This is a genomic window from Streptomyces sp. V3I7, assembly GCF_030817495.1.
Lineage (GTDB): Bacteria > Actinomycetota > Actinomycetes > Streptomycetales > Streptomycetaceae > Streptomyces.
Genome location: NZ_JAUSZK010000001.1, coordinates 1,731,044 through 1,756,802 on the forward strand (window position 1 = coordinate 1,731,044; position 25,759 = coordinate 1,756,802).

The window sequence follows — 25,759 nt, forward strand, 5'->3', positions numbered from 1 at the left end:
TCTTCCGTCCGGTCTCTGCGTGGCGCGTCACAAGTGGGCTGCGGTAACGCCCTGAACCCGGTCCCGGCCGGGCGGCGTGTCAGTCTCCCCTCGTAGACTCGCCTGCGTGGATACGACGCTTCAGGACCCCCTCGTCGGGCAGGTGCTCGACGGCCGTTACCGCGTCGAGGCGCGGATCGCCGTCGGCGGCATGGCCACGGTCTACCGGGCCCTGGACACCCGTCTGGACCGGGTCCTCGCCCTCAAGGTGATGCACCCCTCGCTCGCGGCCGACGGCTCCTTCGTCGAGCGGTTCATCCGCGAGGCGAAGTCGGTGGCCCGGCTCGCCCACCCCAATGTGGTGCAGGTCTTCGACCAGGGGGCCGACGGGTCGTACGTCTATCTCGCGATGGAGTACGTCGCCGGGTGCACCCTGCGCGACGTGCTGCGCGAGCGCGGGGCGCTTCAGCCGCGCGCCGCCCTGGACATCCTGGAGCCGGTGCTGGCCGCGCTGGGCGCCGCGCACCGGGCGGGGTTCGTGCACCGGGACATGAAGCCCGAGAACGTGCTCATAGGGGACGACGGCCGGGTCAAGGTCGCCGACTTCGGGCTGGTGCGGTCCGTGGACACGGTGACGAGCACCACCGGTGCCGTGCTCGGCACCATCTCCTACCTCGCGCCGGAGCAGATCGAGCGGGGCGGCGCCGCGGACGCCCGCGTCGACGTGTACGCCTGCGGTGTCGTCCTGTACGAGATACTGACCGGCGACAAGCCGCACACCGGCGACTCCGCCGCCGCGGTGCTCTACCAGCACCTCCACGACGACGTACCGCCGCCCTCGGCCGCCGTGCCCGGGCTGCCGTACGCGCTGGACGAGCTGGTCGCCGCGGCCACCGCGCGCACCCCGGACGTCCGGCCGCACGACGCCGTGGCGCTGCTCGCCCAGGTGCGTGAGGCCCGCGCGGGCCTGACCGCCGAGCAGCTGGACGCCGTACCGCCGCAGGCGCTCTCGGCCGGGCACGACAACGCCGGGGACCGCACGAGCGTGATCCCGCGCTCGCTGACCGTGCCGCGGCTGCTGCCGGTCGGCGAGGCGGACGACCCGACCACGCGCGTGGAGTGGACCGCGTCCGTCGAACGGACCAGCCTGTACGAGGTGCCGCCCGCCCCGCCGTCCGGTGGCGCCGGACGCGGGCTCTCGCGCGCGCGGCGCGGCATCGTCACGCTCGTGGCGGCCGTGCTCGTGGTCTTCGGCGTCGGGGCCGGCGTCTGGTACATCAACTCCGGGCAGTTCACCAAGGTCCCGCCGCTGCTCGCGAAGACGGAGGCACAGGCCAGGGCCGAACTGAAGGGGGACGGGCTCGACGTCAAGCAGGTCAGGCACGCCTACAGCGACACGGTGAAGCGGGGCACGGTCATCAGCACCGATCCGGGGGCCGGCGCCCGCATCCGCAGCAGCGGCGCGGTGACGCTGACCGTCTCCGACGGGCCGGAGACCGTGCGGGTGCCGGGTCTGCAGGGCTACCGGCTGGACAAGGCGCGGGCGCTGCTGAAGGACCAGAGTCTGGAGCCGGGCATGGTCACCCGGGAGTTCAGCGACGACGTCGCCAAGGGCATGGTGATCGGCACCGACCCGGAGGCCGGCACCGAGCGGCACGCGGGCTCCGCCATCGCGCTCACCGTCAGCAAGGGCAGCCCGGTCGACGTTCCGGACGTCACCGGCGAGGACCTGGACAGCGCCCGGGAGGAGCTCACGGACGCCGGCCTGCGGGTGCGGATCGCCACGCGCGAGGTCGACTCGGAGTACGACAAGGGCGAGGTCGCCGAGCAGACCCCGGCGGGCGACGGCGAGGCCGCCGAGGGCGACACGGTGACGCTGACGCTGTCCAAGGGCCCCGAGATGGTCGGGGTGCCGGACGTGGTCGGGGCGAAGGCCGACGACGCGAAGAGGCGGCTGGAGAAGGCCGGCTTCGAGGTCAAGGTGAGCCGCGGGCTGTTCGGCCTGTTCGGCGACACCGTGAAGCGGCAGTCGGTGCGCGGCGGCGAGAAGGCGCCCAAGGGCTCGCAGATCACGATCACCGTCCGCTGAGCGGCCGGGGCGGGGCTGGCCGATGACCGGTGTTTTCCTCGGGCCGGACCGGGCGTGACACCCTGAACGGGTGATACGTCAGCAGTCCGGCGCCCCCGCCCCCCTCAGCCCCCTCCGCAACCCCGTCGGCGGCCACGTCCCCGTGGCCGGCGGCCTGCACTCGGTGGGACTCACCTACGCCCACGATCTGAAGGCCGAGGCCGTGCAGGTCTTCGTCGCCAATCCGCGCGGCTGGGCGACCCCGGCCGGGAACGCGCGGCAGGACGAGGCGTTCCGGGAGACCTGCGCGCGGGAGTCGGTCCCTGCGTACGTGCACGCCCCCTACCTGATCAACTTCGGCTCGCACACCGAGGCGACCGTGGAGAAGTCGGTGGAGTCACTGCGGCACTCGCTGCGGCGCGGGCGGGAGATCGGCGCGCTGGGCGTCGTCGTGCACACGGGCAGCGCGACGGGCGGACGGGACCGGGCGGTGGCGCTGAAGCAGGTACGGGAGTTCCTGCTGCCGCTGCTGGACGAGCTCACCCACGACGACGACCCGTACCTGCTGCTGGAGTCCACGGCCGGGCAGGGCGCCTCGCTGTGCTCGCGCACCTGGGACTTCGGGCCGTACTTCGAGGCGCTGGAGGCGCACCCGAGGCTGGGCGTGTGCCTGGACACCTGCCACGTCTTCGCGGCCGGGCACGACCTGACCGGCCCGAGCGGCATGCACCAGACGCTCGACCTGCTGGTGGAGACGGTCGGCGAGGGCCGGCTGAAGCTGATCCACGCCAACGACTCCAAGGACGTCGTGGGCGCGCACAAGGACCGCCACGAGAACATCGGCTCGGGCCACATCGGCGAGGACCCGTTCCGGGCCCTGATGACCCACCCCGCCACCGAGGGCGTCCCGCTGATCATCGAGACCCCGGGCGGCAAGGAGGGACACGCGGCGGACGTGGAGCGCCTGAAGAAGCTGCGGGAGGGATAGTCCGGCCCGGAATCCAGAACCTCGGGAATACCCCTGGGGGGTATCTACGTTCCAGTCGTCACGGGAAACGGCACTCAGCACCGGAGGCACCCATGACGCACGAGGCGCACGCACACGCACACCACACCCATGAGCACGGCCACGCGCCAACGGCCACGTGGTCCATGGCCGCGCAGGCCACCCTGCACTGCCTCACCGGCTGTGCCATCGGCGAGGTGCTCGGCATGGTCGTCGGCACGGCGTTCGACTGGGGCAATCTGCCGACGATGGTCCTGGCGATCGCGCTGGCGTTCCTCTTCGGTTACGCGCTCACGCTGCGCGGGGTGCTGCGGGCGGGCGTCGGTCTGCGCACCGCCGTGCGCGTGGCGCTGGCCGCGGACACGCTGTCGATCGCCGTGATGGAGCTGATCGACAACGGCGTGATCGCGCTCTGGCCGGGCGCGATGGACGCCCACCTGGGCGACCTGCTCTTCTGGACCGCGCTGGCGATCTCGCTAGTGGCGGCCTTCGTGGTCACGACGCCCGTCAACAAGTGGACGATCGGCCGCGGCAGGGGCCATGCGGTGGTGCACCGGTACCACCACTGACCGGCGCCGGCCGGGAGGAGAGCGTCAGAGCTCGGGGCCGTCCCCGGGCTCCTCCTGGTAGGAGTAGCGCTGTTCCTTCCAGGGGTCGCCGAGGTTGTGGTAGCCGCGCTCCTCCCAGAAGCCACGGCGGTCCTCGGTCATGTACTCGACGCCGCGGACCCACTTGGGCCCCTTCCAGGCGTACAGGTGCGGGACGACGAGGCGGACCGGGAAGCCGTGCTCGGCGGTGAGGAGTTCGCCGTCCTTGTGGGTCGCGAAGATCGTGCCCTCGGCGGCGAAGTCCGACAGGCGGAGGTTCGCGCTGAAGCCGTACTCCGCCCAGACCATCACATGGGTGACGCCGGAGGCGGGCGGCGCCGCCTTCAGGATCGCGCTCGCCGGGACGCCGCCCCATTCGGCGCCGAGCATGCTGAACTTGGTCACGCAGTGGAGGTCGGCGACGACGCTGGTGTACGGCAGGCCCGTGAACTCCTCATGGGTCCAGCAGCGCTTGTCGCCGTCGGCGGTGGCCCCGAAGACCCTGAACTCCCAGCGCTCGGGGCGGAACTTGGGCACCGGGCCGTAGTGCATGACCGGCCAGCCGCGCTGGAGCCGCTGCCCCGGCGGAAGCTCGGACCGTACGCCCTCTCCGAATTCTCCAGATTCGTGCTCCACCGGCTGCCCCATGGTTCCATCCTGACAGACGCGGAGCAGTGCGTTTGACCAGGTGTCCCCCGAAGCGGACAACTGATGACAAGCGTGGATGTACTTACTAAGTACGCACTTACTGGACGATCTTTGGCACCCGGTGCAATCATGCGCCCGCAACCTCCCCATCCCCCATGCGGAAGGAGCCTCTGCGATGCAGGGCGACCCCGAGGTCCTGGAATTCCTGAACGAGCAGCTCACCGGCGAGCTCACCGCCATCAACCAGTACTTCCTGCACGCCAAGATGCAGGAGAACTTCGGCTGGACGAAGCTCGCGAAGTACACGCGGCACGAGTCGTTCGACGAGATGAAGCACGCCGAGGTGCTGACCGACCGGATCCTGTTCCTGGAGGGGCTGCCCAACTACCAGCGGCTGTTCCATGTGCGGGTGGGTCAGACCGTCAAGGAGATGTTCGAGGCGGACCGGCAGATCGAGGTGGAGGCGATCGACCGGCTGACGCGCGGCGCGAAGGTGATGCGCGAGAAGGGCGATCTCACATCCGCGAACATCTTCGAGGACATCCTCGCCGACGAGGAGCACCACATCGACTACCTGGACACCCAGCTGGAACTGGTGAACAAGCTCGGGGAGGCGCTCTACCTCGCGCAGCTCATCGAGCAGCCGGACAGCTGAACCGGCTCCGCACGAGGAGACTAGGTGTATTGATCACGAGCGTTGTTGACACTCGCTGGGCTTGATCATGGCGAAGACCTCCGGTGTGGTGGAGCTGTCTAGGACTGCACCGCACGGAGGTCTTCGTGTCCCACCGTAATGCCCGGCTGACCGTTCACGGCAGGCGGCTTCTCGTTGAACGTGTCTGCGCAGGTCGCCCCGTTGCGCATGTCGCGGCGGAGATGGGCATCTCGCGGGCCACGGCTCACAAGTGGGTCCGCCGCTGGCGGGCAGAGGGCGAGTCGGGCCTGCACGACCGTTCCAGCAGGCCGCGGACGACACCCCACCGCACGCCCGCGATGGTGGAGGCCCACGTGTGCCAACTGCGTCAGGCCCGCAAGCTCGGCCCGGCCCGCATCGGCCCCGTCCTGGGCATGCCCGCCTCGACCGTGCACCGCATCCTGGTCCGCCATGGCCTGAATCGCCTGGCCCATCTTGACCGGCCCACGGGTGAGGTCATCCGCCGCTACGAACGCGACCGCCCCGGCGAGCTCGTCCACGTCGACGTCAAGAAACTCGGCCGGATCCCGGACGGCGGCGGTCACAAGGTCCTGGGCCGCCAGGCAGGCCGTGCCCGACGCAGCAGCATGGGCTTCGACTACGTCCACTCCGCCGTCGACGACCACAGCCGTCTCGCCTACAGCGAGATCCACCCGGACGAGAAGGCCGACACCTGCGCAGGCTTCCTCCGCCGGGCCGCAGCCTTCTTCGCCACCTGCGGCATCGAGCACATCGAACGCGTTCTGACCGACAACGCCTGGCCCTACCGCAAAAGCTTCGCCTGGCGGCAAGCCCTGGCCGACCTCGGTGCGGCCGGCAAGCTCACCCGCATCTACCGGCCGCAGACCAACGGCAAGGTCGAACGCTTCAACCGCACACTGCTCGACGAATGGGCCTACCTGCGGCCCTACACCAGCAACACCGAACGCGCCGAAGCCCTGCCAGACTTCCTCCACACCTACAACCACCACCGCTGCCACACCGCACTCGGCGGCCACCCACCGATCAATCGTGTGAACAATGCTGCGGGTCAATACAACTAGGGCCTGTCGTTTGGATCATCCCGGCGTCGCGGACGGTCGAGAAGTACCGCACCTCACAGCCGGCCTGATCCAAACGACAGACCCCTAGGCCGCTTCCGGGAACGCGGGTGCGGACGGGAGGTCGGAGAGTACCGGCCTGCCCTGGTCGGCCAGCTCGCGGCGCGGGCAGGCGCCCCGGCCGAGGATCGCCTGGATGCGGCGTACGCACGACCCGCAGTCCGTGCCCGCCTTGCAGGCGGAGGCGATCTGGCGCGGGGTGCAGGCGCCGCCCTCCGCGTGCTGCTTCACCTGTTGCTCTGTGATGCCGAAGCAACTGCAGACGAACACGCGGATCCACCTCCAGCCGGGGATTGAAAGGTCATGCCGCCCCGATTGATCGGTGAGGCAAACCTAACCTTACCCGCGATGCGGGTACGGAGAAAGCGATGGGGCGCGGATCGTCTGTGATCCGCGCCCCACTCACGCCTCGGTCAGAGGCCGGAACCTCACTGGTCCCGGTACATCTCCGCCACGAGGAACGCCAGGTCGAGCGACTGGCTGCGGTTCAGCCGCGGGTCGCAGGCCGTCTCGTAGCGCTGGTGCAGGTCGTCGACGAAGATCTCGTCGCCGCCGCCCACGCACTCGGTGACGTCGTCGCCGGTGAGCTCCACGTGGATGCCGCCCGGGTGCGTGCCGAGCTCCTTGTGGACCTCGAAGAAGCCCTTCACCTCGTCGAGCACGTCGTCGAAGCGGCGGGTCTTGTGGCCGGAGGCCGCCTCGAAGGTGTTGCCGTGCATCGGGTCGGTCACCCAGGCCACCGTCGCGCCGGACGCCGTGACCTTCTCGACCAGCTCGGGGAGCCTGTCGCGGATCTTGTCGGCGCCCATACGGACGATGAAGGTCAGCCGGCCCGGCTCGCGGTCGGGGTCGAGGCGCTCGATGTACTGCAGCGCCTCCTCGGCCGTGGTCGTCGGGCCGAGCTTGATGCCGACCGGGTTGCTGATCCTCGAGGCGAACTCGATGTGCGCGCCGTCCAGCTGCCGGGTGCGCTCACCGATCCACACCATGTGCCCGGAGACGTCGTACAGCTTGCCGGTGCGCGAGTCGATCCGGGTCAGGGCGGTCTCGTAGTCCATCAGCAGCGCCTCGTGCGAGGCGTAGAACTCGACCGTCTTGAACTCCTCGGGCTCCGCGCCGCAGGCCCGCATGAAGTTCAGCGCGTTGTCGATCTCGCGGGCGAGCTGCTCGTAGCGCTGGCCCGAGGGGGACGACTTCACGAAGTCCTGGTTCCAGGCGTGCACCTGGCGCAGGTCGGCGTAGCCGCCGGTGGTGAAGGCGCGCACCAGGTTCAGCGTCGAGGCGGAGGCGTGGTACATCCGCTTCAGCCGCTCGGGGTCCGGGACGCGGGCGGCCTCGGTGAACTCGAAGCCGTTGACGGAGTCGCCGCGGTAGGTCGGCAGGGTCACGCCGTCGCGGGTCTCGGTCGGCTTGGAGCGCGGCTTGGAGTACTGGCCGGCGATCCGGCCCACCTTCACCACGGGCACGGACGCGGCGTAAGTGAGCACGGCGCCCATCTGCAGCAACGTCTTCAACTTGGCCCGAATCTGCTCGGCGCCCACAGCGTCGAAGGACTCCGCGCAGTCGCCGCCCTGGAGCAGGAACGCCTCCCCCTTGGCCACAGCCGCCATACGGGCACGCAGCTGGTCGCACTCGCCCGCGAAGACGAGCGGCGGATACGACTCGAGGTCCGCGATCACTGCGCGCAGAGCCTCGGGGTCGGGGTACTCGGGCTGCTGCGCCGCGGGCAGGTCTCGCCAGGTGTTGCCAGCGTGGGAGCTGGTCTTAGCGTTCACGGTCACGCGCTCAACATTACGGGGTGATGTCACGTGATCCCGTCCGCGCCCAGCAAATGAGACACGGCGTACGCAGTGCGGACATGCATGCGATAGGGTCCGACGCATGTTCGCGCTTTCGATCCAGAACTGGTGGTGGACCGCTCATCCGGCGGCCCACTGACTGCGCGTACCCACAGACTTCGCGAAGGCCGCCCGAGGGCGGCCTTCGGCGTTTCCGGGCCGCCCCTCTCCCACCCGAGAAGGATCACGGACCCCATGGACCTGCTGGACCTGCTGCACGACCCACGCCCCTTCGCCCTGCTCCGCCGCCGCTCCCCCGGGCGCGACGGGGACACGGTGGAGGTGCTCGTCGGGCCGGTGACCACCCGCGAGCGGCTCGCCGACCTCCCGGAGGAGGGCCTCGCACTCGTCCCGTTCCGGCAGATCCGCGAGCGCGGCTTCGACGTCCGCGACGACGGGACCCCGCTGGCGGTGCTCACGCCCGAGGAGTCGTACGAGATCCCGCTGTCCGAGGCGCTGGAGCAGCTCCCCGCGCACGACGTCCGTGTCCGGGGCGGCGGCTTCGACGTCGATGACGAGGAGTACGGCGAGATCGTCGGGCGGGTGCTGCGCGAGGAGATCGGGCGGGGCGAGGGCGCGAACTTCGTGATCCGGCGGACGTACGAGGGTGAGGTCCCGGGGTTCGGGCGCGCCGACGCGCTGGCGCTGTTCCGGCGGCTCCTCGAGGGCGAGCGCGGCGCGTACTGGACGTTCGTCGTGCACACCGGGGAGCGGACGCTGGTCGGGGCGAGCCCGGAGGTGCATGTCCGCATGTCGAATGGAAGGGGCGAGCGCGAAGCGCTCCCGGCTGAGGGCGGTGGTGGGAGACGGGCGGGCGGGACGGTCGTGATGAACCCGATCAGCGGGACGTACCGCTACCCGGCCGAAGGGCCGACGCCCGAGCACCTGCTGGACTTCCTCGCCGACGGCAAGGAGATCGAGGAGCTGTCGATGGTCGTCGACGAGGAGCTCAAGATGATGTGCACCGTCGGCGACATGGGCGGGGTGGTGGTCGGCCCGCGCCTGAAGGAGATGGCGCACCTCGCGCACACCGAGTACGAGCTGCGCGGGAGGTCCTCGCTGGACGTGCGCGAGGTGCTGCGGGAGACCATGTTCGCCGCCACGGTCACCGGGTCCCCGGTGCAGAACGCCTGCCGGGTGATCGAGCGGCACGAGAGCGGCGGGCGCGGCTACTACGCCGGGGCGCTGGCGCTGCTCGGCCGGGACTCCGGGGGCGCCCGGACGCTCGACTCCCCCATCCTCATCCGCACCGCCGACATCGACGCGGCCGGGCGGCTGCGGGTCGGGGTGGGCGCGACGCTCGTCCGCGGCTCGGACCCGGCGAGCGAGGTGGCGGAGACGCACGCGAAGGCGGCGGGGGTGCTGGCGGCGCTCGGCGTAGGGCCGTCGCGTCCGCGCGCGGAGCGGGCCCGGCCCCGGCTGGCCGACGACCCGCGGGTGCGGGCGGCGCTGGACGGGCGGCGGTCCTCGCTGGCGCCGTTCTGGCTGCGGATGCGGGAGCAGGCGCCGTCCCTCGGGGAGCACGCGCTGGTCGTCGACGCGGAGGACACCTTCACCGCGATGCTGGCGCATGTGCTGCGCGCGTCCGGCCTGGACGTGACCGTGCGACGGTACGACGAGCCGGGACTGCGGGAGGCGGTGCTCGCGCACGAGGGTCCGGTGGTGCTCGGCCCGGGCCCGGGGGACTCCTCGGATCCTGCCGACCCGAAGATGCGGTTCCTGCGGGAGCTGACCGCCGACGTGCTGCGCGAGCACCGGCACGGCGTGCTCGGGGTGTGCCTCGGGCACGAGCTGATCGCGGCGGAGCTGGGGCTGGAGATCGTCCGCAAGGAGGTGCCGTACCAGGGTGCGCAGACGGAGATCGACCTGTTCGGCAGGATCGAGACCGTCGGCTTCTACAACAGCTTCACGGCCCGCTGCGAGGACGAGGCTCAGGCGGAACTGGCAGCCCAGGGCATCGAGGTGAGCCGGGCCGCGAACGGTGAGGTGCACGCGATCCGGGGCCAGGGGTTCGCCGGGGTCCAGTTCCACCCGGAGTCGGTTCTGACCCTCGACGGGGTCTCGGTCGTGCGGGAACTGGTGGGGCAGCCGCGCCGCACGACCGTGTAGCGTCCGGGGGCTTTCGTCAGCCGAAGAAGACGCCGACCTCCTCGTACAGCTTCGGGTCCACGGTCTTCAGCCTGGCCGTGGCCTCGGAGATCGGGACGCGGACGATGTCCGTGCCGCGCAGGGCGACCATCTTGCCGAAGTCGCGGTCGTGGACGGCGTCGATGGCGTGCAGGCCGAAGCGGGTGGCGAGCCAGCGGTCGAAGGCGCTCGGCGTGCCGCCGCGCTGGACGTGGCCGAGGACCGTGGTGCGCGCCTCCTTGCCGGTCCGCTTCTCGATCTCCTTGGCCAGCCACTCGCCGACGCCGGAGAGCCGGACGTGGCCGAAGGCGTCGAGCGAGCCGTCCTTGAGCACCACGTCGCCGTCCTGGGGCATGGCGCCCTCGGCGACGACGACGATCGGGGCGTACGACGCCTTGAAGCGGGAGGTGATCCAGGCACACACCTGGTCGAGGTCGAAGCGCTGCTCGGGGATGAGGATGACGTTGGCGCCGCCTGCGAGGCCGGAGTGCAGGGCGATCCAGCCGGCGTGCCGGCCCATCACCTCGCAGACGAGGACCCGCATATGGGACTCGGCGGTGGTGTGCAGCCGGTCGATGGCCTCCGTGGCGATGCCGACGGCCGTGTCGAAGCCGAAGGTGTAGTCGGTGGCGGAGAGGTCGTTGTCGATGGTCTTGGGCACGCCGACGCAGGGCACGCCGTACTCGTCGGACAGCCGCGCGGCCACGCCCAGGGTGTCCTCGCCGCCGATCGCGACGAGCGCCTCGACCTCCTGCTTGGCGAGGTTGTCCTTGATCCGGCGGATGCCGTCCTGGAGCTTGAGCGGGTTGGTGCGCGAGGAGCCGAGGATGGTGCCGCCGCGGGGCAGGATGCCGCGCACGGCGGGGATGTCGAGACGGACGGTGTCGCCTTCGAGGGGGCCGCGCCAGCCGTCCCGGTAGCCGGTGAATTCGTAGCCGTACTCCTGGACGCCCTTGCGGACGATGCCGCGGATGACGGCGTTGAGCCCGGGGCAGTCGCCGCCTCCGGTCAGTACTCCGACCCGCATGGATGTGTCCCTTCGCCGCGGTTGCCTGACGAGGGCCACGCTAATGGTGATGCACGTCACTCATGCAGGGGCGGGAAGGGCAATTCCGGTGAATTGCCGGTCGGTTGGTTGACGCGGGCGGCGGCGCCGCTCACTCCTCGTCGAGCCCCCGCTCGATCGCGTACCGCACCAGCTCGACGCGGTTGTGCAACTGGAGCTTGCCCAGAGTGTTCTGGACGTGGTTCTGCACCGTGCGGTGGGAGATGACCAGGCGCTCGGCTATCTGTTTGTAGCTCAGTCCCTTGGCGACCAGGCGCAGCACCTCGGTCTCGCGGTCGGTCAGCCGCGGCGCGTTCGGCTCCTCGGCCTCGGCCGCGGCGCCGCCCGGATCGGAGGCCAGCCGCCGGTACTCGCCGAGGACCAGTCCGGCGAGTCCGGGCGTGAACACCGGGTCGCCGACGGCGGTTCGGCGCACCGCGTCGAGGAGTTCCTCGGTGGACGCCGACTTCAGCAGATAGCCGGTCGCCCCGGACTTCACGGCCTCCAGGACGTCGGCGTGCTCGCCGCTGGCCGACAGCACCAGGACGCGCAACGCCGGGTTGGCGCCGACGAGTTCCTTGCAGACCTGGACGCCGGGCTTGGCCGGCAGGTTCAGGTCCAGGACGAGGACGTCCGGGCCGGCGGCCAGCGCGCGGCGCACCGCCTGCTCGCCGTCCCCGGCGGTGGCGACCACCTCGAAGCCGGACTCGGCCAGGTCCCGGGCGACCGCGTCGCGCCACATCGGGTGGTCGTCGACCACCATGACCTTGATCGGGCCCTGTGCCTGCGTCATCGCTTCTCCGCCTTCCCCCGCGGGGCCTTCGACCGGGCCCTGGGAACCGTCAACTCCACTTCGGTGCCCTGTCCCTGAACCGACACCAGCTCGGCGCTGCCGCCCAGGTCGCGCAGGCGCCCCCGGATCGACTGGGCCACCCCGAGCCGTCCCTCGCCCTCGGCCTGGGCGAGCCGGCCCTCGGGGATGCCGGGTCCGTCGTCCCGGACGGTCACGACGACCTCGCCGGGCTCGTCCTCGACCAGGATCCAGGCCCGGGCGTCCTCTCCCGCGTGCCGGCGGACGTTGTCCAGGGCGGCGCCCACCGCCGCGGCCAGCTCGCGCGCGGCGGCCGGCGGCAGCAGGACGGGCGCGCCGGGTTCGGCCAGGCTGACGTGGGCTCCGGCGTGCGGGGCGAGCAGGGCGCACAGGTCGACGGGGGCGGTGGCGTCGTCCGGCTCCTCGACGGTGCGGACGACCGCTCCGGCGTCCGCCGATGTCCGGGGGACGGGGACCAGTCCGCCGGAGACCAGCGTGCGCAGCGCCGCCTCCTGCTCGCCGGCCAGGCGTCCCAGCTCGGCCGCCTCGCCGCCGAGCACCGCGCCCCGGCGCTGCACCATCGCCAGCACCTGGAGCACGCCGTCGTGGATGTCCCGGGCGAGCCGCTCCCGCTCCCGGGTCACGGCCTCGATCTCCAGGGCGCGGGCGAGGGTGCGCTCGGAGGCGCGGGCGACCTCGACGACGTACCCGATGCCGATGGAGGCGATACAGACGAGGAGCACGTTGTGCACGGTGTCGCGGGTCGGGGCCCCCCGCTCGACCAGGTTGGCGCAGGCGACGATCGTCGAGGCGCAGGCCGCCCACCGCCAGCCGCCCTTGATGGCGAAGGCCAGCACGGCGCCGGCGGTCCATATCGACGGCAGGGTCGGGCCGCCGTCGGTGATGCGGTGGTGGGTGACGGCGAACGGGGTGAGAAGGATGCCGACGAGGGCGATCGTCAGGTCGGCGACGAGGAAGCGCCGGGTGCAGTGCGCCGCGCCGGCCACCTTGGGGAAGGTGGCCAGGGTCCAGAGCAGCAGGACGGCGTAGTAGCCGATCGCGATCCAGGGGCGGGCGAACTGGGCGTGGGCGGCGACGCCGAGACCGATGGCGTACAGCGCCGTCAGCACGCGGTACGCCGTCAGGGCACGCCACAGCGGCTGCTCGACGGACATCGTCATGACCCGCTCACGCTTGGACATGTCCCCCCATGATGTTCGGTTCGCCGCCCCCGGCCCCGGATCCGTCCCGATCCTGACGAAAGACCCTAGGCCTCGGAATTCTTCTTCCCTGACTTGCCTGGCTTGCCTGGCTTGCCTGACTTCTCGGCCTTCTCGGCCTTCGCCGCCTCCGCGATCTGCCGCTTGGCGGCGGTCGCGTACATGTCGACGTACTCCTGGCCGGAGAGCTTCATGATCTCGTACATGACCTCGTCGGTCAGCGCCCGCAGGACGAAGCGGTCGTGCTCCATGCCCTGGTAGCGGCTGAAGTCGAGCGGCCTGCCGATCCGGATGCCGGGCCGCATCAGCTTCGGCACGACCTGGCCGGGCGGCTGGATCTTCTCCGTGTCGATCATCGCGACGGGGATGACCGGCGCACCGGTGGCGAGCGCGACGCGCCCGAGGCCCCCGGGCTTGCCGCGGTAGAGGCGGCCGTCGGGCGAGCGCGTGCCCTCGGGGTAGATGCCGAACAGTTCACCGCGCTCGATGACCTCGATGCCGCTCCTGATGGCCGCCTCGCCCGCGCCGCGCGCGCCGGAGCGGTCCACGGGGAGTTGGCCGACGCCCTTGAAGAAGGCGGCGGTCATCCTGCCCTTGAGACCGGGGGTGGTGAAGTACTCGGCCTTCGCGATGAAGGTGACCTTGCGGTCGAGCATCACGGGCAGGAAGAACGAGTCCGAGAACGACAGGTGATTGCTCGCCAGGATGGCGGGGCCCTCGGCGGGGATGTTCTCCAGCCCCTCCACCCAAGGTCTGAAGGCGACCTTCAGCGGTGCCCCGATGGCGACCTTCATCGCGCCGTACAACAACCGAGTGCCTCCTGTTTCCGTCGGTCAGACCATAACCCGGACCACTGTCAAAGGACCCGACGACCCTGGTCGGTGTCAGTACGGTCGCGTACGGTGAGGGGGCCTGGAGTCGTGCACGCCCGCTCCACGCCCGTTTCGTGATCACATCCCGTACGTCCTTCTCATGAACAGGAGTACCGAGGTGCCGGTCCTGCCTGGAGCCGAGCCGTACCGCCACGACGGCGGTGAGGTCGGGATCCTCCTCTGCCATGGTTTCACCGGCTCGCCCCAGTCGCTGCGCCCCTGGGCGGAGCACCACGCCGCGCACGGCCTGACCGTGTCGCTGCCGCTGCTGCCCGGCCACGGCACGCGGTGGGAGGACATGCGGCTCACCGGCTGGCGGGACTGGTACGCGGAGGTGGACCGCGAGCTGCGGTCCCTGCGCGAGCGCTGCGCGCGGGTGTTCGTGGCGGGCCTGTCGATGGGCGGCGCGCTGGCCCTGCGGCTGGCGGCCCGGCACGGGGACGCGGTCGCCGGCGTGGTGGTCGTCAACCCGGCGAACAAGGTGCACGGCGCGTCGGCGTACGCCCTTCCGGTGGCCCGGCACCTGGTGCGGTCGGCGCCGGGGATCGCGAGCGACATCGCGCTGGAGGGCGCGCAGGAACTCGCCTACGACCGGGTGCCGCTGCACGCGGCCCACTCCCTGCGGACCTACCTGCGACTGCTGGACGGGGAGCTTCCGCAGGTCACCCAGCCGCTGCTGCTTCTGCGCAGCGCCCAGGACCATGTGGTGCCGCCGGCCGACTCGGCCCGGGTGCTGAGCCGGGTGTCCTCGCGGGACGTACGAGAGGTCGTACTGGAACACAGCTACCACGTCGCGACGTTGGACCACGACGCGGACCGGATCTTCGAGGAGAGCCTCGCTTTCACCGGCCGGCTCGCACCCCGTGTCGGCAAGGAAGGGACGGCCGCAGTTGGCTGAGCACGACTCCGACCGCGAGGATCGCGAGCCGGACGAGAAGGGTGTCCCCTTCGACGAGAACGCCGCCTGGGCGGCGATCGTCGCGGGGTACGGGGACGAGCCGCCGGACCCGCCGGGCACCGAGCCCTACCGGCCGGTCCGGGATCTCGCGCTGCCCGAGCCGGAGGAGTCCCCGGAGGAGTCCGGCGAGGAGGACCGCGGCACGGAGACGGGCGGTGCGAGCCGTCCCGGCGGGCCGCTGGGCAGCTCGATCTCGTTCGCGCCCGGCGTCGGACCGCGCGACTACCGGGTGTCCGAGGCGTCCGAGGCGTCCGACGACGATCTCGGCGAGGACGACGAGGGCCACTTCGTGCCGCCCGAGCCGCCGCCGCTGCCCGCCGCCGACACCACCGCCAAGTTCGCCTGGCTCGGTGTGGTGGGCGGCCCGATCCTGCTCCTGCTGGCGATACTGCTCGGCTGGGAGATGACCTGGTGGCTGGCCACGCTCGGTATCGGCGGCTTCCTCGGCGGCTTCGTCACGCTGGTGACGCGGATGCGGACGGACGACGACGAGGACGACGGCCCGGGGAGCGGCGCGGTGGTCTGAGCAGCGCGGTGGTCTGAGCAGCGCGGTGGTCTGAGCGGCGCCGCGTTTTTCACGCCGCGCCTTTCACAACGCTGGGACCCGGAGGGCGGCCAGGACCGGGAGGTGGTCCGTGGCCGCCCTCAGGTCTTCCTCCGTCACGCCCGGCAGGCCGGCGGTCGGCACGCCGCAGCCGAGCACCTCGACGCCCTTCGTCGCGAAGATCGCGTCGATGCGCTGGTGGGGGTCGGCGGGGGTGGACGTGTACTCGCCGCCCCAGGGGGCGGTGGCCCAGCCGTCCTGGAGTTCGCGGGCCAGCCGCCGGAAGGTGCGGCCGCCGGGGCGCTCGTTGAGGTCGCCGCCCGCGACGGCGTGCTCCACGCCGAGGCCGGCCAGCCGGTCGAGCAGCAGACCGCCCTGCGCGTACCGCTCGTCCTTCTGCAGGCTCAAGTGGCAGCTGAGCACGCCGATCCGGGCGGCGCCGAAGCGTACGACGGCGGTGGCGAAGCCGCGGCGGTGCAGGCCCGGGGTGTGCGGCAGGAGGACGTCCTCGGTCCGCTCGACAGTGGCCCGCAGCGAGCAGAGGATCGCGGGTCCCGTCGCCGTGGCACCGCCGGTGAGGACGACCTGTCCCGAGGCCGCCGCGAGCCGGGCGAGCTTCTTGCGCCAGCGGAAGAAGCGGGGGGCCTCCTGGAGAAGGACCAGGTCGGGGGCGCAGGCGGTGATGACCCTGGCCAGCGCGTCGGTGTCGTCGCGCATCGAGCGGACGTTGTAGCTCAGGACGCGGACGAGGGCTGAACCGTCGGGCTCTGTGCGGGAGTCGGGTAGCGGTGGCGGTGTCGGCATGCGGGTCAATTTAGTTGGCACCCGGGGCTGGTGCGCCTATGAGATCGGGGCGCGGGGGTGGGTGCGCGACTGCCAGTCGTCGGTGGCTGGTCGCGCCGTTCCCCGCGCCCCTTGGGTGGGCACAGGCGCCGTGGCCCGAAAGGCGAGCGTCACATGATCGGGTCGGGCTCGCGGGCGAGGTCCGCCGCGCCGACGAGGCCGGCCTTGTTGCCCAGCTGAGCCGCGATCACCTCGGCGACCGGACGCCAGTTGCCGCCGACCAGCCAGCGCTTGTACGACTTGCGGATCGGGTCCAGGACCAGCTCGCCCTCGTCGGAGAGACCGCCGCCGACGATGAACGCGGAGGGGTCGAAGAGGGAGGCCAGGTCGGCGAGACCGGCACCGGCCCAGCGGGCCAGCTCGCGGTAGGAGTCCACGGCGACCGGGTCGCCCTGGCGGGCGGCCATGGAGATGTGCTTGCCCTCGATGCCGTCGGGGGTGCCGTCGCCCAGGGAGAGCAGCAGTTCGGCAAGCTCGGGGGTGGCGTTGGCGCGCTGCTTGGCGTACCGGACGAGGGCGCGGCCGGAGGCGTACTGCTCCCAGCAGCCCTGCGAGCCGCAGCCGCACATCAGGCCGTCCGGCACCATTCGGATGTGGCCGAACTCGGCGGCCACGCCGAAGTGGCCGCGGCGCAGCTTGTTGCCGATGATGATGCCGCCGCCGAGGCCGGTGCCGAGCGTGATGCAGATGACGTTGCGGTGGCCCTTGCCCGCACCGAACTTGTACTCGCCCCAGGCGGCCGCGTTGGCGTCGTTCTCCACGACGACCGGCAGGCCGACGCGGGCCTCGACCTTGTCCTTCAGCGGCTCCTGGCGCCAGTCGATGTTGGGCGCGAAATAGACGGTCGAACGCTGCCGGTTCACGTAGCCGGCCGCGCCGATGCCCACGCCGACGATGTCGTGCCCGGCGCGCGCGCCCTCCACCGCCGAGGCGATGGCGTCCACGATGGCCTCCGGCGTGGTGGGGGTCGGCACCTTGAAGGTCGAGAGGATGTTGCCTTCCTCGTCGACCACCCCGGCCGCGATCTTCGTGCCGCCGATGTCGACGCCGATGGTGAGTCCCATGAATCCCTCAGTTCCGGTCGAGCCCCGCTAGGGCCAACCGTACCCGAGGCGGTTTCAGTCCAGGTCGATGCGTTCCCCGGGGCCGTCGTCGTCGCCCTTCGCGGGGTTCGTACGGGACGTCCAGCGCCCCTCCTGGCCCTGCACGGCGGAGCGGTAGGCGGCGAGGAGTTCGGTGCCGGCCGCGGCCAGGTGGTCGAAGACGTCCGGGTTGCGCTCGATGACCGGCTCGACGGCGGCCTTGGCCTGCTGCACGGCCTGCCGCACCGCCTGCTGGGCGGCCGGCCCGGCGATCGCGCCCAGGAGGGGCGACTGGACGCCGGACAGTTTGTCGGCGACGGCGTCGACGAGCTTGCGCAGCTCCTCGGCGGCGGACCCCGGCGGCGGGGCCTGCTCGGACCGGCGGCGGGCCTTCTCCGCCGCGAGGTCCTCGGCGCAGGCGGTGGCCCACGCGTCGGCGTCACTCACCCGCACCTCGTCGGCCGCTTCCGGCTCCGGGGCGTCAGGCGTGGGGCGCTCTTCGCTCATGGCGGACTCCTGACTACGGTTCGTCTCTCCGACGTTACCCGAACGGGCGTACCGGGTTCACCACGCGCTCGCGTCCGCGAGGCCGGCCCTGGGCAGAGCGGGCGGCGACCACGCCCCGGGGTGGGGCGGCTGGCGCCGTTCCCGCGGCCGCGGTGCCACCTCTTCTGTCTTCGGCCGGTGCGCGGGCGGTTCGGGCGTGGGGGGCATGGCCACCCATGGTCTCGACCGGTGCGCGGGCGGTTCGGGCGTGGGGGGGGCGATCCGGATACGCAGTTCGCTGTCACGCAGCCAGGCGCCCGCCAGAGTGCAGCGGCGCAGAACGCCGCGACCGCTCCCCCGGTGTCACTTCCCCCGTGGCCACAGTCCCGGGTCCGGGGTGAAGCGGATGCGGAGTTCGCCGTTGCGGAGGGCGGCGCCTGCGACGGTGCAGCGGCGGAGGGCGGAGGGGAGGGGGACGATGCGGTGGAACGCGCCGGTGGTGACGACCAGTTCGTCGCCGCGGCGGATCAGGTCGAGTTCCTCGCGTATCGCGCCGGGCAGCGGGATGTGCCAGACGAGGACGCCGTCCTCGGCGATGGAGTCGGTGACGTGCCACTCGACCGGGGCGGGCGCCGCGTTGACGCCGGGTGCGGTGAGCGCGGCGAGGTCCTCCGGGCCGCGCGGGTCGCGGCCGAGGTGGGGCACCTCGTGGACGTCGTACGGCTCCCCCGGCTCGCGCCAGTCGGCCAGGGCCTTGCGCTGCTGGGCGAGGAGGCAGGCGAGCCAGCTGTCCGGGGCGGTCTCGGGCAGGACGCGGTTGGCGACGAGGGCCTCGGTGCGCAGGCCGCGCAGGGCGATGCCGAGACCGGCGGCGCGCACGGCGGCGGCGCCGGCCGGGCCCGGCTCCGCGACCAGGCGGACGGTGGTGGCGCGGTCGGCCAGGACGGCCTCGACGGCGGCGAGTTCGACGTCCCACCGGCCGGCCGTCTCGTACAGCCACTCGGCGGGCATGGGGACGCCGGCGAGCCGGCCCAGGACCGGGCGCAGGGCGCGGGCCGCCTGCCGCTCGGGCGGGAGCAGGCGGCGCAGGTAGCGGCGCAGCTCCTCCGGGAGCGCGAGCAGGGCGAGGGCCTGCGGAGTGGGCGGGAGGTCGACGACGAGGAGGTCGTAGCGCTCCGAGAGGGCCGCGTCCCTGAGGGCGCGCAGGAACGACAGCTCCTCGGCGCCGGGGAGCGGCGTGACCTCCTCGGCGTCCAGGCGGGAGGCACCGAGCAGGTCGAGGACGTTCGCGGCGCGGGTCTGGAACGCGGTGAGGTCCTCACGGAAGCGTTCGACCGCGTCGGGGCGCCAGGCCGTGAGGCCGGGGGCGGCTTCGACCGGGACGGGCCCGGTCTCCGTGCCGAGCGCGGCCCCGAGGGTGTCGGTGCGGTCGGCGCTCAGCACCAGGGTGGTGGTGCCCTCGCGCGCGGCCCGCAGGGCGGTGGCCGCGGCAACGGTCGTACGGCCGCAGCCGCCCGGACCCGTGATCAGGATGGTGCGCATGACGGTGAACGGTACCCGCGCGCGGGGCGCGAGGGCGCCATGCTCACTGCTCGCCCGACTCCACGCGCTTCTTCAGGCCCGCGAGCGCCCGGTCGATGATGACCTTCTCGGCCTTGCGCTTGATCATGCCGAGCATGGGGATCTTGACGTCCACCGTCAGCCGGTACGTCACCTCGGTGGCGCCCGCGCTGGCCGGCTTCAGCACATAGGTGCCGTCGAGGGAGCGCAGCATCTGGGACTTGATCAGGGTCCAGGAGACCTCGTGGTCGCCGGTCCAGGTGTAGCCGAGGACCTGGTCGTCCTTGATGGCGCCGGCGTCCATCACGAGGCGGACCTGCTCGGCCCGGCCCTGGGCGTCGGTCTCGAGGATCTCGGCCTGCTTCACTTCGCCCGTCCAGTCCGGGTAGCGGACGAAGTCGGCGATCACCGCCATCACGTCGGCCGGTGCCGCCTCGATGGTGATGCTCGAGCTGGTGTGTTCCGCCATCGCCGTGGCTCCTCCAGATACGGGCCGGTTGTGCGCGCTGCGTGCGCACGCGTGTGCAGCGTGAAGGCTACCGCGCGGCCTCCCGGCCGACTTCACCGCCCGCCCCCACACGCCGCTCTCACCACTGAAGCACCCACGGCTGTCCGGTCCCCGCGAAGTGGCCCACGTTCACGCACTCGGTCGCCCCGATCCGCATGCGGCGCACCAGCGGCTGGTGGACGTGGCCGAACAGGTGGTAGCGGGGCCGGGTGCGGCGGATCGCGGCCAGCAGGGCCCGGCTGCCGCGCTCGAAGCGGCGCGCCACCGTGTCGTACACCAGCTCCGGGACGTCCGGCGGGATGTGCGTGCACAGCACGTCGACCTCGCCGACCGCCTCGACCTTCGCGGCGTACTCCTCGTCGCTGATCTCGTACGGCGTCCGCATGGGCGTGCGCAGGCCGCCGCCGACGAAGCCGAAGACGCGGCCGCCGATCTCCATCCGCTCGCCGTCGAGGACCGTGGTGCCGGGCCCGGCGTACTCGGGCCACAGCGGCGGCATGTCGACGTTGCCGTACGTCGCGTACGTCGGGGTCGGGAACGCGGCGAACATCTCGGCGTACTGTCTGCGCACCGCCGCCTCGATCACCGTGCGCCGGTCGGAGCCGAGGCCCGCCCACAGCCGGGCGCCGAACTCCCGGGCCTCCTCGAAGCGGCGGGCGGTGCGCAGCTCCACGATCCGGCGGGCGTTCTCGGCGCCGAACAGGTCGGGGAAGATGCCGCGCGAGTGGTCGCGGTAGTCCAGGAAGAGCACGAGGTCGCCGAGGCAGATCAGGGCGTCCGCGCCCTCACCTGCCCGGGCGAGGTCGCGGGCGTTGCCGTGCACGTCGCTGACGACGTGGACGCGGGTCCTCGGCTTGCCGGCGGGTGTAAGTGCCATGGTGATCGAGCGTAGGCGTGTGTGGCATACGTGAACAGTGGCGTCCTGGCCTCCGGTTACTGGCACCTCAGGAAAGGCGTGGACTACTGTGCGCGAAGAAGCACCGATCGGTGTGACGCGGCGAACATCTCGCCGAGACCCCCTGTCGAAGAAGCCATACCGGCGGGTAACGTCCGGCCAGTCCAGTCGTGCTCTGGATTTCAACCACCGGGCCCCGGGCTCCTGGTGATTCCGGAGCACCTGCCCGCGCCGTGGACCGCACTGTCGCATGCACAACGTCGTGGCGCCGGCGCCTTAAGAGGAGCAGCAGTCTTGCGCGAGTTCAGCCTTCCGGCCTTGTACGAGGTCCCTGCCGACGGCAATCTGACCGACATCGTCCGCAGAAACGCCGCGCAGCACCCCGACGTCGCCGTCATCGCGCGCAAGGTCGGCGGCACCTGGCAGGACGTGAACGCCCTGGACTTCCTGTCCGAGGTGCACGCCGCCGCGAAGGGCCTCATCGCCTCGGGCATCCAGCCCGGCGACCGGATCGGCCTGATGTCGCGCACCCGCTACGAGTGGACACTGCTCGACTTCGCCATCTGGAGCGCGGGCGCGGTCACCGTGCCGGTGTACGAGACCAGTTCCCCGGAGCAGGTGCAGTGGATCCTCTCCGACTCGGGCGCCAAGGCCTGCGTCGTCGAGATGGACAACCACGTCGCCGCCGTCGACTCCGTGCGTGACCGGCTGCCCGCCCTCGATCACGTCTGGCAGATCGAGGCCGGCGCCGTGGAGGAGCTCGGCCGGCTCGGCAAGGACGTCAGCGACGCGACGGTCGAGGAGCGCAGCTCGCGCGCCAAGGCCGACGACCCGGCGACCCTCGTCTACACCTCCGGGACGACCGGCCGCCCCAAGGGCTGCGTGCTGACCCACCGCAGCTTCTTCGCCGAGTGCGGCAACATCGTCGAGCGCCTGCGTCCGCTGTTCCGCACGGGCGACTCCTCGGTCCTGCTCTTCCTGCCGCTCGCGCACGTCTTCGGCCGGCTCGTGCAGGTCGCCTCGATGATGGCGCCGATCAAGCTGGGCCTGGTCCCGGACATCAAGCAGCTCACGGACGAACTGGCGTCCTTCCGCCCGTCGATGGTCCTGGGCGTGCCGCGCGTCTTCGAGAAGGTCTACAACTCGGCGCGCGCCAAGGCGCAGGCCGACGGCAAGGGCACGATCTTCGACAAGGCGGCGGACACCTCCATCGCCTACAGCAAGGCGCTGGACACCCCGGCGGGCCCGGGTCTGCGTCTGCGGCTCAAGCACAAGACGTTCGACAAGCTGGTGTACAGCAAGCTGCGCGCGGTGCTCGGCGGGCGGGGCGAGTACGCCATCTCCGGCGGCGCCCCGCTGGGCGAGCGCCTCGGCCACTTCTTCCGCGGCATCGGCTTCACGGTCCTGGAGGGCTACGGCCTGACCGAGTCGTGCGCCGCCACCACGTTCAACCCCTGGGACCGGCAGAAGATCGGCACGGTCGGCCAGCCGCTGCCGGGCTCCGTCGTCCGGATCGCCGACGACGGCGAGGTGCTGCTGCACGGCGAGCACCTGTTCAAGGAGTACTGGAACAACGCGGGCGCGACCGCCGAGGCGCTGGCCGACGGCTGGTTCCACACCGGTGACGTCGGCACGCTCGACGAGGACGGCTACCTCAGGATCACCGGCCGCAAGAAGGAGATCATCGTGACCGCGGGCGGCAAGAACGTCGCCCCGGCCGTGATCGAGGACCGCATCCGGGCGCACGCGCTGGTCGCGGAGTGCATGGTGGTGGGCGACGGCCGCCCGTTCGTGGGCGCGCTGGTCACCATCGACGAGGAGTTCCTCGGCCGCTGGGCCGCCGAGCACGGCAAGCCGGCGGACTCCACCGCCGTGTCGCTGCGCGAGGACGCGGAGCTGCACGCCGCGATCCAGGCCGCGATCGACGACGGCAACGCCGCGGTGTCGAAGGCCGAGTCGGTCCGCAAGTTCCGTATCCTGTCCGGCCAGTTCACCGAGGAGTCGGGCCACCTGACCCCGTCACTGAAGCTCAAGCGCAACGTGGTGGCGAAGGACTTCGCGGACGAGATCGAGGGGATCTACCAGAAGTAGTCGCCCGTACGACGCTCCACGTGCCGTGGCGCGGCCTCCCGTCGGGGAGACCGCGCCACGGCGCGTTTCAGGGAGCTGGTCTCAGAGCAGCGCCTTGAGGTTCTCGGCGAGCAGGTCCCAGCGCCACTTCTCCTCGACCCAGGCCCGTCCGCGCTCGCCCATCCGGCGGCGCAGCGCGGGGTCGCCGAGGAGGGCGACGATGCGGTCGGCGGCGTCCTCGGGGGAGCCGCCGCGCACGACCCAGCCGGTCTCGCCGTCGAGCACCGCGTCTGGCGCCCCGCCGGAGTCGCCGGCGACGACGGGCAGTCCGGTCGCCGAGGCCTCCAGGTAGACGATCCCGAGCCCCTCGACGTCGAGGCCGCGGCGCCGGGTCCGGCACGGCATGGCGAAGACGTCACCGGCGCCGTAGTGCGCGGGCAGCTCCGCCCAGGGCACGGAGCCGGTGAAGCGCACGGAGTCCGCGACCCCGCTCTCGCGGGCGAGCCGGCGCAGGTCGTTCTCGTACGGGCCGCCGCCGACGATCAGCAGCACCGCGTCCGGCTCCTTGGCCAGGATGCGCGGCATGGCCCGGATCAGGGTGTCCTGGCCCTTGCGCGGCACGAGCCGCGAGACGCACACGACCACCGGCCGGTCGGACAGTCCGAGCCGGGCCCGTACCTCGTCGCCGCCGGAGCCGGGGTGGAAGGTCTTCTCGTCGACGCCGGGCGGCAGTTGCACCATCCGCGCGGCCGCCTCGGGGGTCAGCGCCCCGGCGATCCGCGAGCGGGTGTACTCGCCGAGGTAGGTGAGTGTGTCGGTGTCCTCGCCGATCCGGCGCAGCAGTTGCCGGGCGGCGGGCAGCTGGGCCCAGCCGGCCTCGTGCCCGTGGGTCGTGGCGACCAGCCGCTCGGCGCCCGCGGCCCGCAGGGCGGGCGCCATCAGGCCGAGCGGCGCCGCCGCCCCGAACCACACCGAGGTGCAGCCGTGCTCGCGCAGCAGCCCGGTGGCGCGCCGGGTCGCCCCGGGCGTCGGCAGCAGCATCGTCGTACGATCGCGTACGACCGTGAAGGGCTGCTCGGCGTCGAAGGCGGCCGTGGCCTCGATCCCCTCCCGGCTCCGCTTCCAGGTGGAGGCGTAGACGACGAGGCGCTCCGGGTCCAGCCGCAGCGCCATGTTGTGCAGGAACGCCTGGATGCCGCCGGGCCGGGGCGGGAAGTCGTTGGTCACGATGAGGGTCTTGTGCATCGCCGCCGACCCTACCGGGCGCGTGTCCGGAACGGGTCCGGCGGACCGGGTGGCGACGGGCAGCGGACGAACAGGGGCTCAGGTGAACAGGACGGCCGTGGGACGGCCCGTGGCGTGGCTGCTCGGCGCGTGGGGGGCCGGCCGGCTGGTGCTGCTGCTCCTCGTCTTCCGGGTGGTCGCCCTCCCGGGCGCGGACGTCACGACCGACGTGTCGGTGATCTACCAGGGCTGGTTCGAGGTGCTGCGCCAGGGCACGTTCCCGCTGGACGACGTGACCTGGCAGTACCCGCCCGCCGCCGCCCTCGCGATCCTCTCCCCCGCCGTCCTGCCCTTCCTCGGCTACGCCTCCGCCTTCTTCGCCCTGGCCTGCCTCGCCGACCTGGCCGTCCTCGCCCTGCTGGTGTCCGCGGGCCTGCGCCCCGGCCGGTCGCTGTGCGGCGCCGGGGTGTGGGTGGCGGGCCTGCCGCTGCTCGGCCCGACGGCCTACGCCCGCTACGACGTGATGGTGACCGCAGTCGCCGTGGCCGCGCTGCTCACCGCGGCGCGGCACCCTCGGGCGGCGGGAGCGCTGGCGGGCTTCGGGGCGATGCTCAAGGTGTGGCCTGCGCTGCTGCTCCTGGGGGCCGTACGGCGCCGGACGTGGGCGGCGGCCGCGCTGACCGCCGCGTCCGTGGCCGCGCTGTTCGCGCTGGCGATGCCCGGCGCCTTCGCGTTCCTCACCTTCCAGCGCGACCGGGGCACCGAGGTGGAGTCGCTGGGCGCCCTGGTCTTCCATGTGGCCCGGCACTTCGGCTGGCAGGGTCAGGTGCTGCTCAACTACGGCTCGGTGGAGTTCCTGGGCCCGTACGTCGGGGCGGTCAGCACGGCCGCGCTGGGCCTCACCGCCGCCGCCTTCGGCTGGCTGCTGCTGTGGCGGCTGCGGGCGAGACGGTTCCTCCCGCACACGCTCGCCGACGCGGCCTTCACTGCGGTGCTGATGTTCACGGTCACCAGCCGGGTGATCAGCCCGCAGTACCTGGTGTGGCTGATCGGCGTGGCCGCCGTCTGCCTCGGCTACCGCGCCGGACGCATGGCGCTGCCCACCTGGCTGCTGCTGGCGGCGGCCCTGGTGACGACCGTGGAGTTCCCGCTCTGTTTCGGCAACGTCGTGGCCAGTGACCGGTACGGTGTCGGCCTGCTCGTCCTGCGTAACGGCCTGCTGCTCGCCGCCGCCCTCCTCGCAGCCCGCCGGCTGTGGCGGGACTCGGTGATGCCGCCCGCCGCGGCCCCCGTCCCGAGCCAGACCCCCCACACGAAGGCGACCGCGGACGCCTCCTGACGACACCCCGGCACCGCCGCTCACCCCAACTGCACCCGCAGACAGTCCCGTCACCGCCCGGTGAACCTCTCCGGCGTCGTCCCGAGCACCGCCCGCAACGCGCCGCCCAACACACCCGCGCGCCCACGGTGGCCACGCAGGCGACCCCGATCGGCCGCCTGACCAGGCACCGTCGAAGGCCGCCCGCCTCAGCCCAACTGCACCCGCAGGCAGTCCCCGCCACCGCGCAGTGAACTTCTCCAACGTCCACCGCAA

25 protein-coding genes are annotated in these 25,759 nt (G+C 72.0%); 11 read left to right on the top strand and 14 right to left on the bottom strand.

Annotation, left to right across the window (positions count from 1 at the left end; translation table 11 throughout):
• Positions 1-106: 106 nt before the first annotated feature.
• The 3 genes from pknB (at position 107) to QFZ74_RS08195 (ending at position 3,622) form a co-directional block, all read left to right on the top strand.
• Positions 107-2,068: a Stk1 family PASTA domain-containing Ser/Thr kinase gene (gene pknB, locus QFZ74_RS08185; protein ID WP_307620125.1), complete on the top strand. Its 1,962-nt coding sequence runs from the start codon at positions 107-109 to the stop codon at positions 2,066-2,068.
• 70 nt (positions 2,069-2,138) lie between these two features.
• Entirely contained in the window at positions 2,139-3,035 is an 897-nt protein-coding gene (locus QFZ74_RS08190) for a deoxyribonuclease IV (protein ID WP_307620126.1), read from the top strand.
• A 92-nt stretch (positions 3,036-3,127) separates the two neighbouring features.
• Positions 3,128-3,622, top strand: coding sequence for a DUF4396 domain-containing protein (locus tag QFZ74_RS08195; RefSeq protein ID WP_307620127.1), 495 nt, complete (start codon positions 3,128-3,130; stop codon positions 3,620-3,622).
• 24 nt (positions 3,623-3,646) lie between these two features.
• On the opposite strand, the gene QFZ74_RS08200 is transcribed toward QFZ74_RS08195, so the two are convergent.
• The gene (locus tag QFZ74_RS08200) at positions 3,647-4,288 is read right to left on the bottom strand and encodes a sulfite oxidase-like oxidoreductase (protein WP_307620128.1); all 642 of its coding nucleotides are present in this window, start codon (positions 4,286-4,288) and stop codon (positions 3,647-3,649) included.
• Between the two features lie 175 nt (positions 4,289-4,463).
• On the opposite strand from QFZ74_RS08200, the gene bfr reads away from it, so the two are divergent.
• Both bfr and QFZ74_RS08210 read left to right on the top strand, forming a co-directional pair.
• Positions 4,464-4,943: a bacterioferritin gene (bfr, locus tag QFZ74_RS08205; protein WP_307620129.1), complete on the top strand. Its 480-nt coding sequence runs from the start codon at positions 4,464-4,466 to the stop codon at positions 4,941-4,943.
• Between the two features lie 125 nt (positions 4,944-5,068).
• A complete protein-coding gene (locus QFZ74_RS08210; RefSeq protein ID WP_307620130.1) occupies positions 5,069-6,025 on the top strand; it encodes an IS481 family transposase in 957 nt (318 codons plus the stop codon).
• An 84-nt stretch (positions 6,026-6,109) separates the two neighbouring features.
• Here QFZ74_RS08210 and QFZ74_RS08215 read toward each other — a convergent pair whose 3' ends face one another.
• Entirely contained in the window at positions 6,110-6,352 is a 243-nt protein-coding gene (locus tag QFZ74_RS08215) for a bacterioferritin-associated ferredoxin (protein ID WP_307620131.1), read from the bottom strand.
• Between the two features lie 158 nt (positions 6,353-6,510).
• On the bottom strand, positions 6,511-7,863 hold the full coding sequence (locus QFZ74_RS08220) for a class II 3-deoxy-7-phosphoheptulonate synthase (RefSeq protein WP_307620132.1): 1,353 nt from the start codon (positions 7,861-7,863) through the stop codon (positions 6,511-6,513).
• 100 nt (positions 7,864-7,963) lie between these two features.
• On the opposite strand from QFZ74_RS08220, the gene QFZ74_RS30405 reads away from it, so the two are divergent.
• Both QFZ74_RS30405 and QFZ74_RS08225 read left to right on the top strand, forming a co-directional pair.
• Positions 7,964-8,020, top strand: a complete 57-nt coding sequence (locus QFZ74_RS30405) for a trp operon leader peptide (RefSeq protein ID WP_115913573.1) — start codon at positions 7,964-7,966, stop codon at positions 8,018-8,020.
• Positions 8,021-8,115: 95 nt separating this feature from the next.
• Positions 8,116-10,029 (top strand): anthranilate synthase family protein, encoded by a 1,914-nt coding sequence (locus QFZ74_RS08225; protein ID WP_307620133.1) that lies wholly within the window; start codon positions 8,116-8,118, stop codon positions 10,027-10,029.
• Between the two features lie 16 nt (positions 10,030-10,045).
• On the opposite strand, the gene QFZ74_RS08230 is transcribed toward QFZ74_RS08225, so the two are convergent.
• From QFZ74_RS08230 to QFZ74_RS08245, 4 genes are all read right to left on the bottom strand, one after another.
• Entirely contained in the window at positions 10,046-11,074 is a 1,029-nt protein-coding gene (locus QFZ74_RS08230) for a 6-phosphofructokinase (protein ID WP_307620134.1), read from the bottom strand.
• A 130-nt stretch (positions 11,075-11,204) separates the two neighbouring features.
• Positions 11,205-11,885, bottom strand: a complete 681-nt coding sequence (locus QFZ74_RS08235; protein WP_307620135.1) for a response regulator transcription factor — start codon at positions 11,883-11,885, stop codon at positions 11,205-11,207.
• Positions 11,882-13,105, bottom strand: a complete 1,224-nt coding sequence (gene macS / locus QFZ74_RS08240) for a MacS family sensor histidine kinase (RefSeq protein WP_307620136.1) — start codon at positions 13,103-13,105, stop codon at positions 11,882-11,884. The genes QFZ74_RS08235 and macS overlap by 4 nt, the downstream gene beginning before the upstream one ends.
• 65 nt (positions 13,106-13,170) lie before the next feature.
• On the bottom strand, positions 13,171-13,932 hold the full coding sequence (locus tag QFZ74_RS08245; RefSeq protein ID WP_307620137.1) for a 1-acyl-sn-glycerol-3-phosphate acyltransferase: 762 nt from the start codon (positions 13,930-13,932) through the stop codon (positions 13,171-13,173).
• A 181-nt stretch (positions 13,933-14,113) separates the two neighbouring features.
• Here QFZ74_RS08245 and QFZ74_RS08250 point away from each other — a divergent pair, with 181 nt between their 5' ends.
• Together QFZ74_RS08250 and QFZ74_RS08255 are read left to right on the top strand one after the other, a co-directional pair.
• On the top strand, positions 14,114-14,893 hold the full coding sequence (locus QFZ74_RS08250; RefSeq protein WP_307624078.1) for a carboxylesterase: 780 nt from the start codon (positions 14,114-14,116) through the stop codon (positions 14,891-14,893).
• A complete protein-coding gene (locus tag QFZ74_RS08255; protein ID WP_307620138.1) occupies positions 14,886-15,479 on the top strand; it encodes a hypothetical protein in 594 nt (197 codons plus the stop codon). Before QFZ74_RS08250 ends, QFZ74_RS08255 begins: the two co-directional genes overlap by 8 nt.
• A gap of 63 nt (positions 15,480-15,542) precedes the next feature.
• On the opposite strand, the gene QFZ74_RS08260 is transcribed toward QFZ74_RS08255, so the two are convergent.
• From QFZ74_RS08260 to QFZ74_RS08285, 6 genes are all read right to left on the bottom strand, one after another.
• Entirely contained in the window at positions 15,543-16,301 is a 759-nt protein-coding gene (locus QFZ74_RS08260; protein ID WP_307620139.1) for an endonuclease/exonuclease/phosphatase family protein, read from the bottom strand.
• Positions 16,302-16,450: 149 nt separating this feature from the next.
• On the bottom strand, positions 16,451-17,404 hold the full coding sequence (locus tag QFZ74_RS08265) for an ROK family glucokinase (protein WP_307620140.1): 954 nt from the start codon (positions 17,402-17,404) through the stop codon (positions 16,451-16,453).
• Positions 17,405-17,458: 54 nt separating this feature from the next.
• On the bottom strand, positions 17,459-17,929 hold the full coding sequence (locus QFZ74_RS08270; protein ID WP_307620141.1) for a DUF5304 domain-containing protein: 471 nt from the start codon (positions 17,927-17,929) through the stop codon (positions 17,459-17,461).
• 342 nt (positions 17,930-18,271) lie between these two features.
• Positions 18,272-19,450, bottom strand: a complete 1,179-nt coding sequence (locus QFZ74_RS08275; protein WP_307620142.1) for an ArsA family ATPase — start codon at positions 19,448-19,450, stop codon at positions 18,272-18,274.
• A gap of 43 nt (positions 19,451-19,493) precedes the next feature.
• Complete coding sequence (locus tag QFZ74_RS08280; protein ID WP_307620143.1) at positions 19,494-19,937, bottom strand: SRPBCC family protein; 444 nt, start codon at positions 19,935-19,937, stop codon at positions 19,494-19,496.
• Positions 19,938-20,055: 118 nt separating this feature from the next.
• On the bottom strand, positions 20,056-20,853 hold the full coding sequence (locus QFZ74_RS08285; RefSeq protein ID WP_307620144.1) for a metallophosphoesterase: 798 nt from the start codon (positions 20,851-20,853) through the stop codon (positions 20,056-20,058).
• Positions 20,854-21,165: 312 nt separating this feature from the next.
• Here QFZ74_RS08285 and QFZ74_RS08290 point away from each other — a divergent pair, with 312 nt between their 5' ends.
• Positions 21,166-22,962, top strand: a complete 1,797-nt coding sequence (locus QFZ74_RS08290) for a long-chain fatty acid--CoA ligase (protein ID WP_307620145.1) — start codon at positions 21,166-21,168, stop codon at positions 22,960-22,962.
• 81 nt (positions 22,963-23,043) lie between these two features.
• Here QFZ74_RS08290 and QFZ74_RS08295 read toward each other — a convergent pair whose 3' ends face one another.
• Positions 23,044-24,186, bottom strand: coding sequence for a glycosyltransferase family 4 protein (locus tag QFZ74_RS08295; protein WP_307620146.1), 1,143 nt, complete (start codon positions 24,184-24,186; stop codon positions 23,044-23,046).
• An 82-nt stretch (positions 24,187-24,268) separates the two neighbouring features.
• Between QFZ74_RS08295 and QFZ74_RS08300 the strand changes: the two genes are divergently transcribed.
• Positions 24,269-25,504 carry a glycosyltransferase 87 family protein gene (locus QFZ74_RS08300; protein WP_307620147.1) on the top strand — a complete coding sequence of 412 codons (1,236 nt, stop codon included), beginning with the start codon at positions 24,269-24,271 and terminating at the stop codon, positions 25,502-25,504.
• Positions 25,505-25,759 lie beyond the last annotated feature (255 nt).

Bases quoted from the DNA above. Each gene is read 5' to 3' on its own strand.
- QFZ74_RS08195 (WP_307620127.1), top strand. From the start codon at position 3,128: ATGACGCACGAGGCGCACGCACACGCACACCACACCCATGAGCACGGC.
- QFZ74_RS08225 (WP_307620133.1), top strand. From the start codon at position 8,116: ATGGACCTGCTGGACCTGCTGCACGACCCACGCCCCTTCGCCCTGCTC.
- QFZ74_RS08235 (WP_307620135.1), bottom strand. From the start codon at position 11,885: ATGACGCAGGCACAGGGCCCGATCAAGGTCATGGTGGTCGACGACCAC.
- QFZ74_RS08275 (WP_307620142.1), bottom strand. From the start codon at position 19,450: ATGCGCACCATCCTGATCACGGGTCCGGGCGGCTGCGGCCGTACGACC.
- bfr (WP_307620129.1), top strand. From the start codon at position 4,464: ATGCAGGGCGACCCCGAGGTCCTGGAATTCCTGAACGAGCAGCTCACC.
- QFZ74_RS08270 (WP_307620141.1), bottom strand. From the start codon at position 17,929: ATGAGCGAAGAGCGCCCCACGCCTGACGCCCCGGAGCCGGAAGCGGCC.
- macS (WP_307620136.1), bottom strand. From the start codon at position 13,105: ATGTCCAAGCGTGAGCGGGTCATGACGATGTCCGTCGAGCAGCCGCTG.
- QFZ74_RS08200 (WP_307620128.1), bottom strand. From the start codon at position 4,288: ATGGGGCAGCCGGTGGAGCACGAATCTGGAGAATTCGGAGAGGGCGTA.
- QFZ74_RS08230 (WP_307620134.1), bottom strand. From the start codon at position 11,074: ATGCGGGTCGGAGTACTGACCGGAGGCGGCGACTGCCCCGGGCTCAAC.
- QFZ74_RS08265 (WP_307620140.1), bottom strand. From the start codon at position 17,404: ATGGGACTCACCATCGGCGTCGACATCGGCGGCACGAAGATCGCGGCC.
- QFZ74_RS08280 (WP_307620143.1), bottom strand. From the start codon at position 19,937: ATGGCGGAACACACCAGCTCGAGCATCACCATCGAGGCGGCACCGGCC.
- QFZ74_RS08285 (WP_307620144.1), bottom strand. From the start codon at position 20,853: ATGGCACTTACACCCGCCGGCAAGCCGAGGACCCGCGTCCACGTCGTC.
- QFZ74_RS08295 (WP_307620146.1), bottom strand. From the start codon at position 24,186: ATGCACAAGACCCTCATCGTGACCAACGACTTCCCGCCCCGGCCCGGC.
- QFZ74_RS08260 (WP_307620139.1), bottom strand. From the start codon at position 16,301: ATGCCGACACCGCCACCGCTACCCGACTCCCGCACAGAGCCCGACGGT.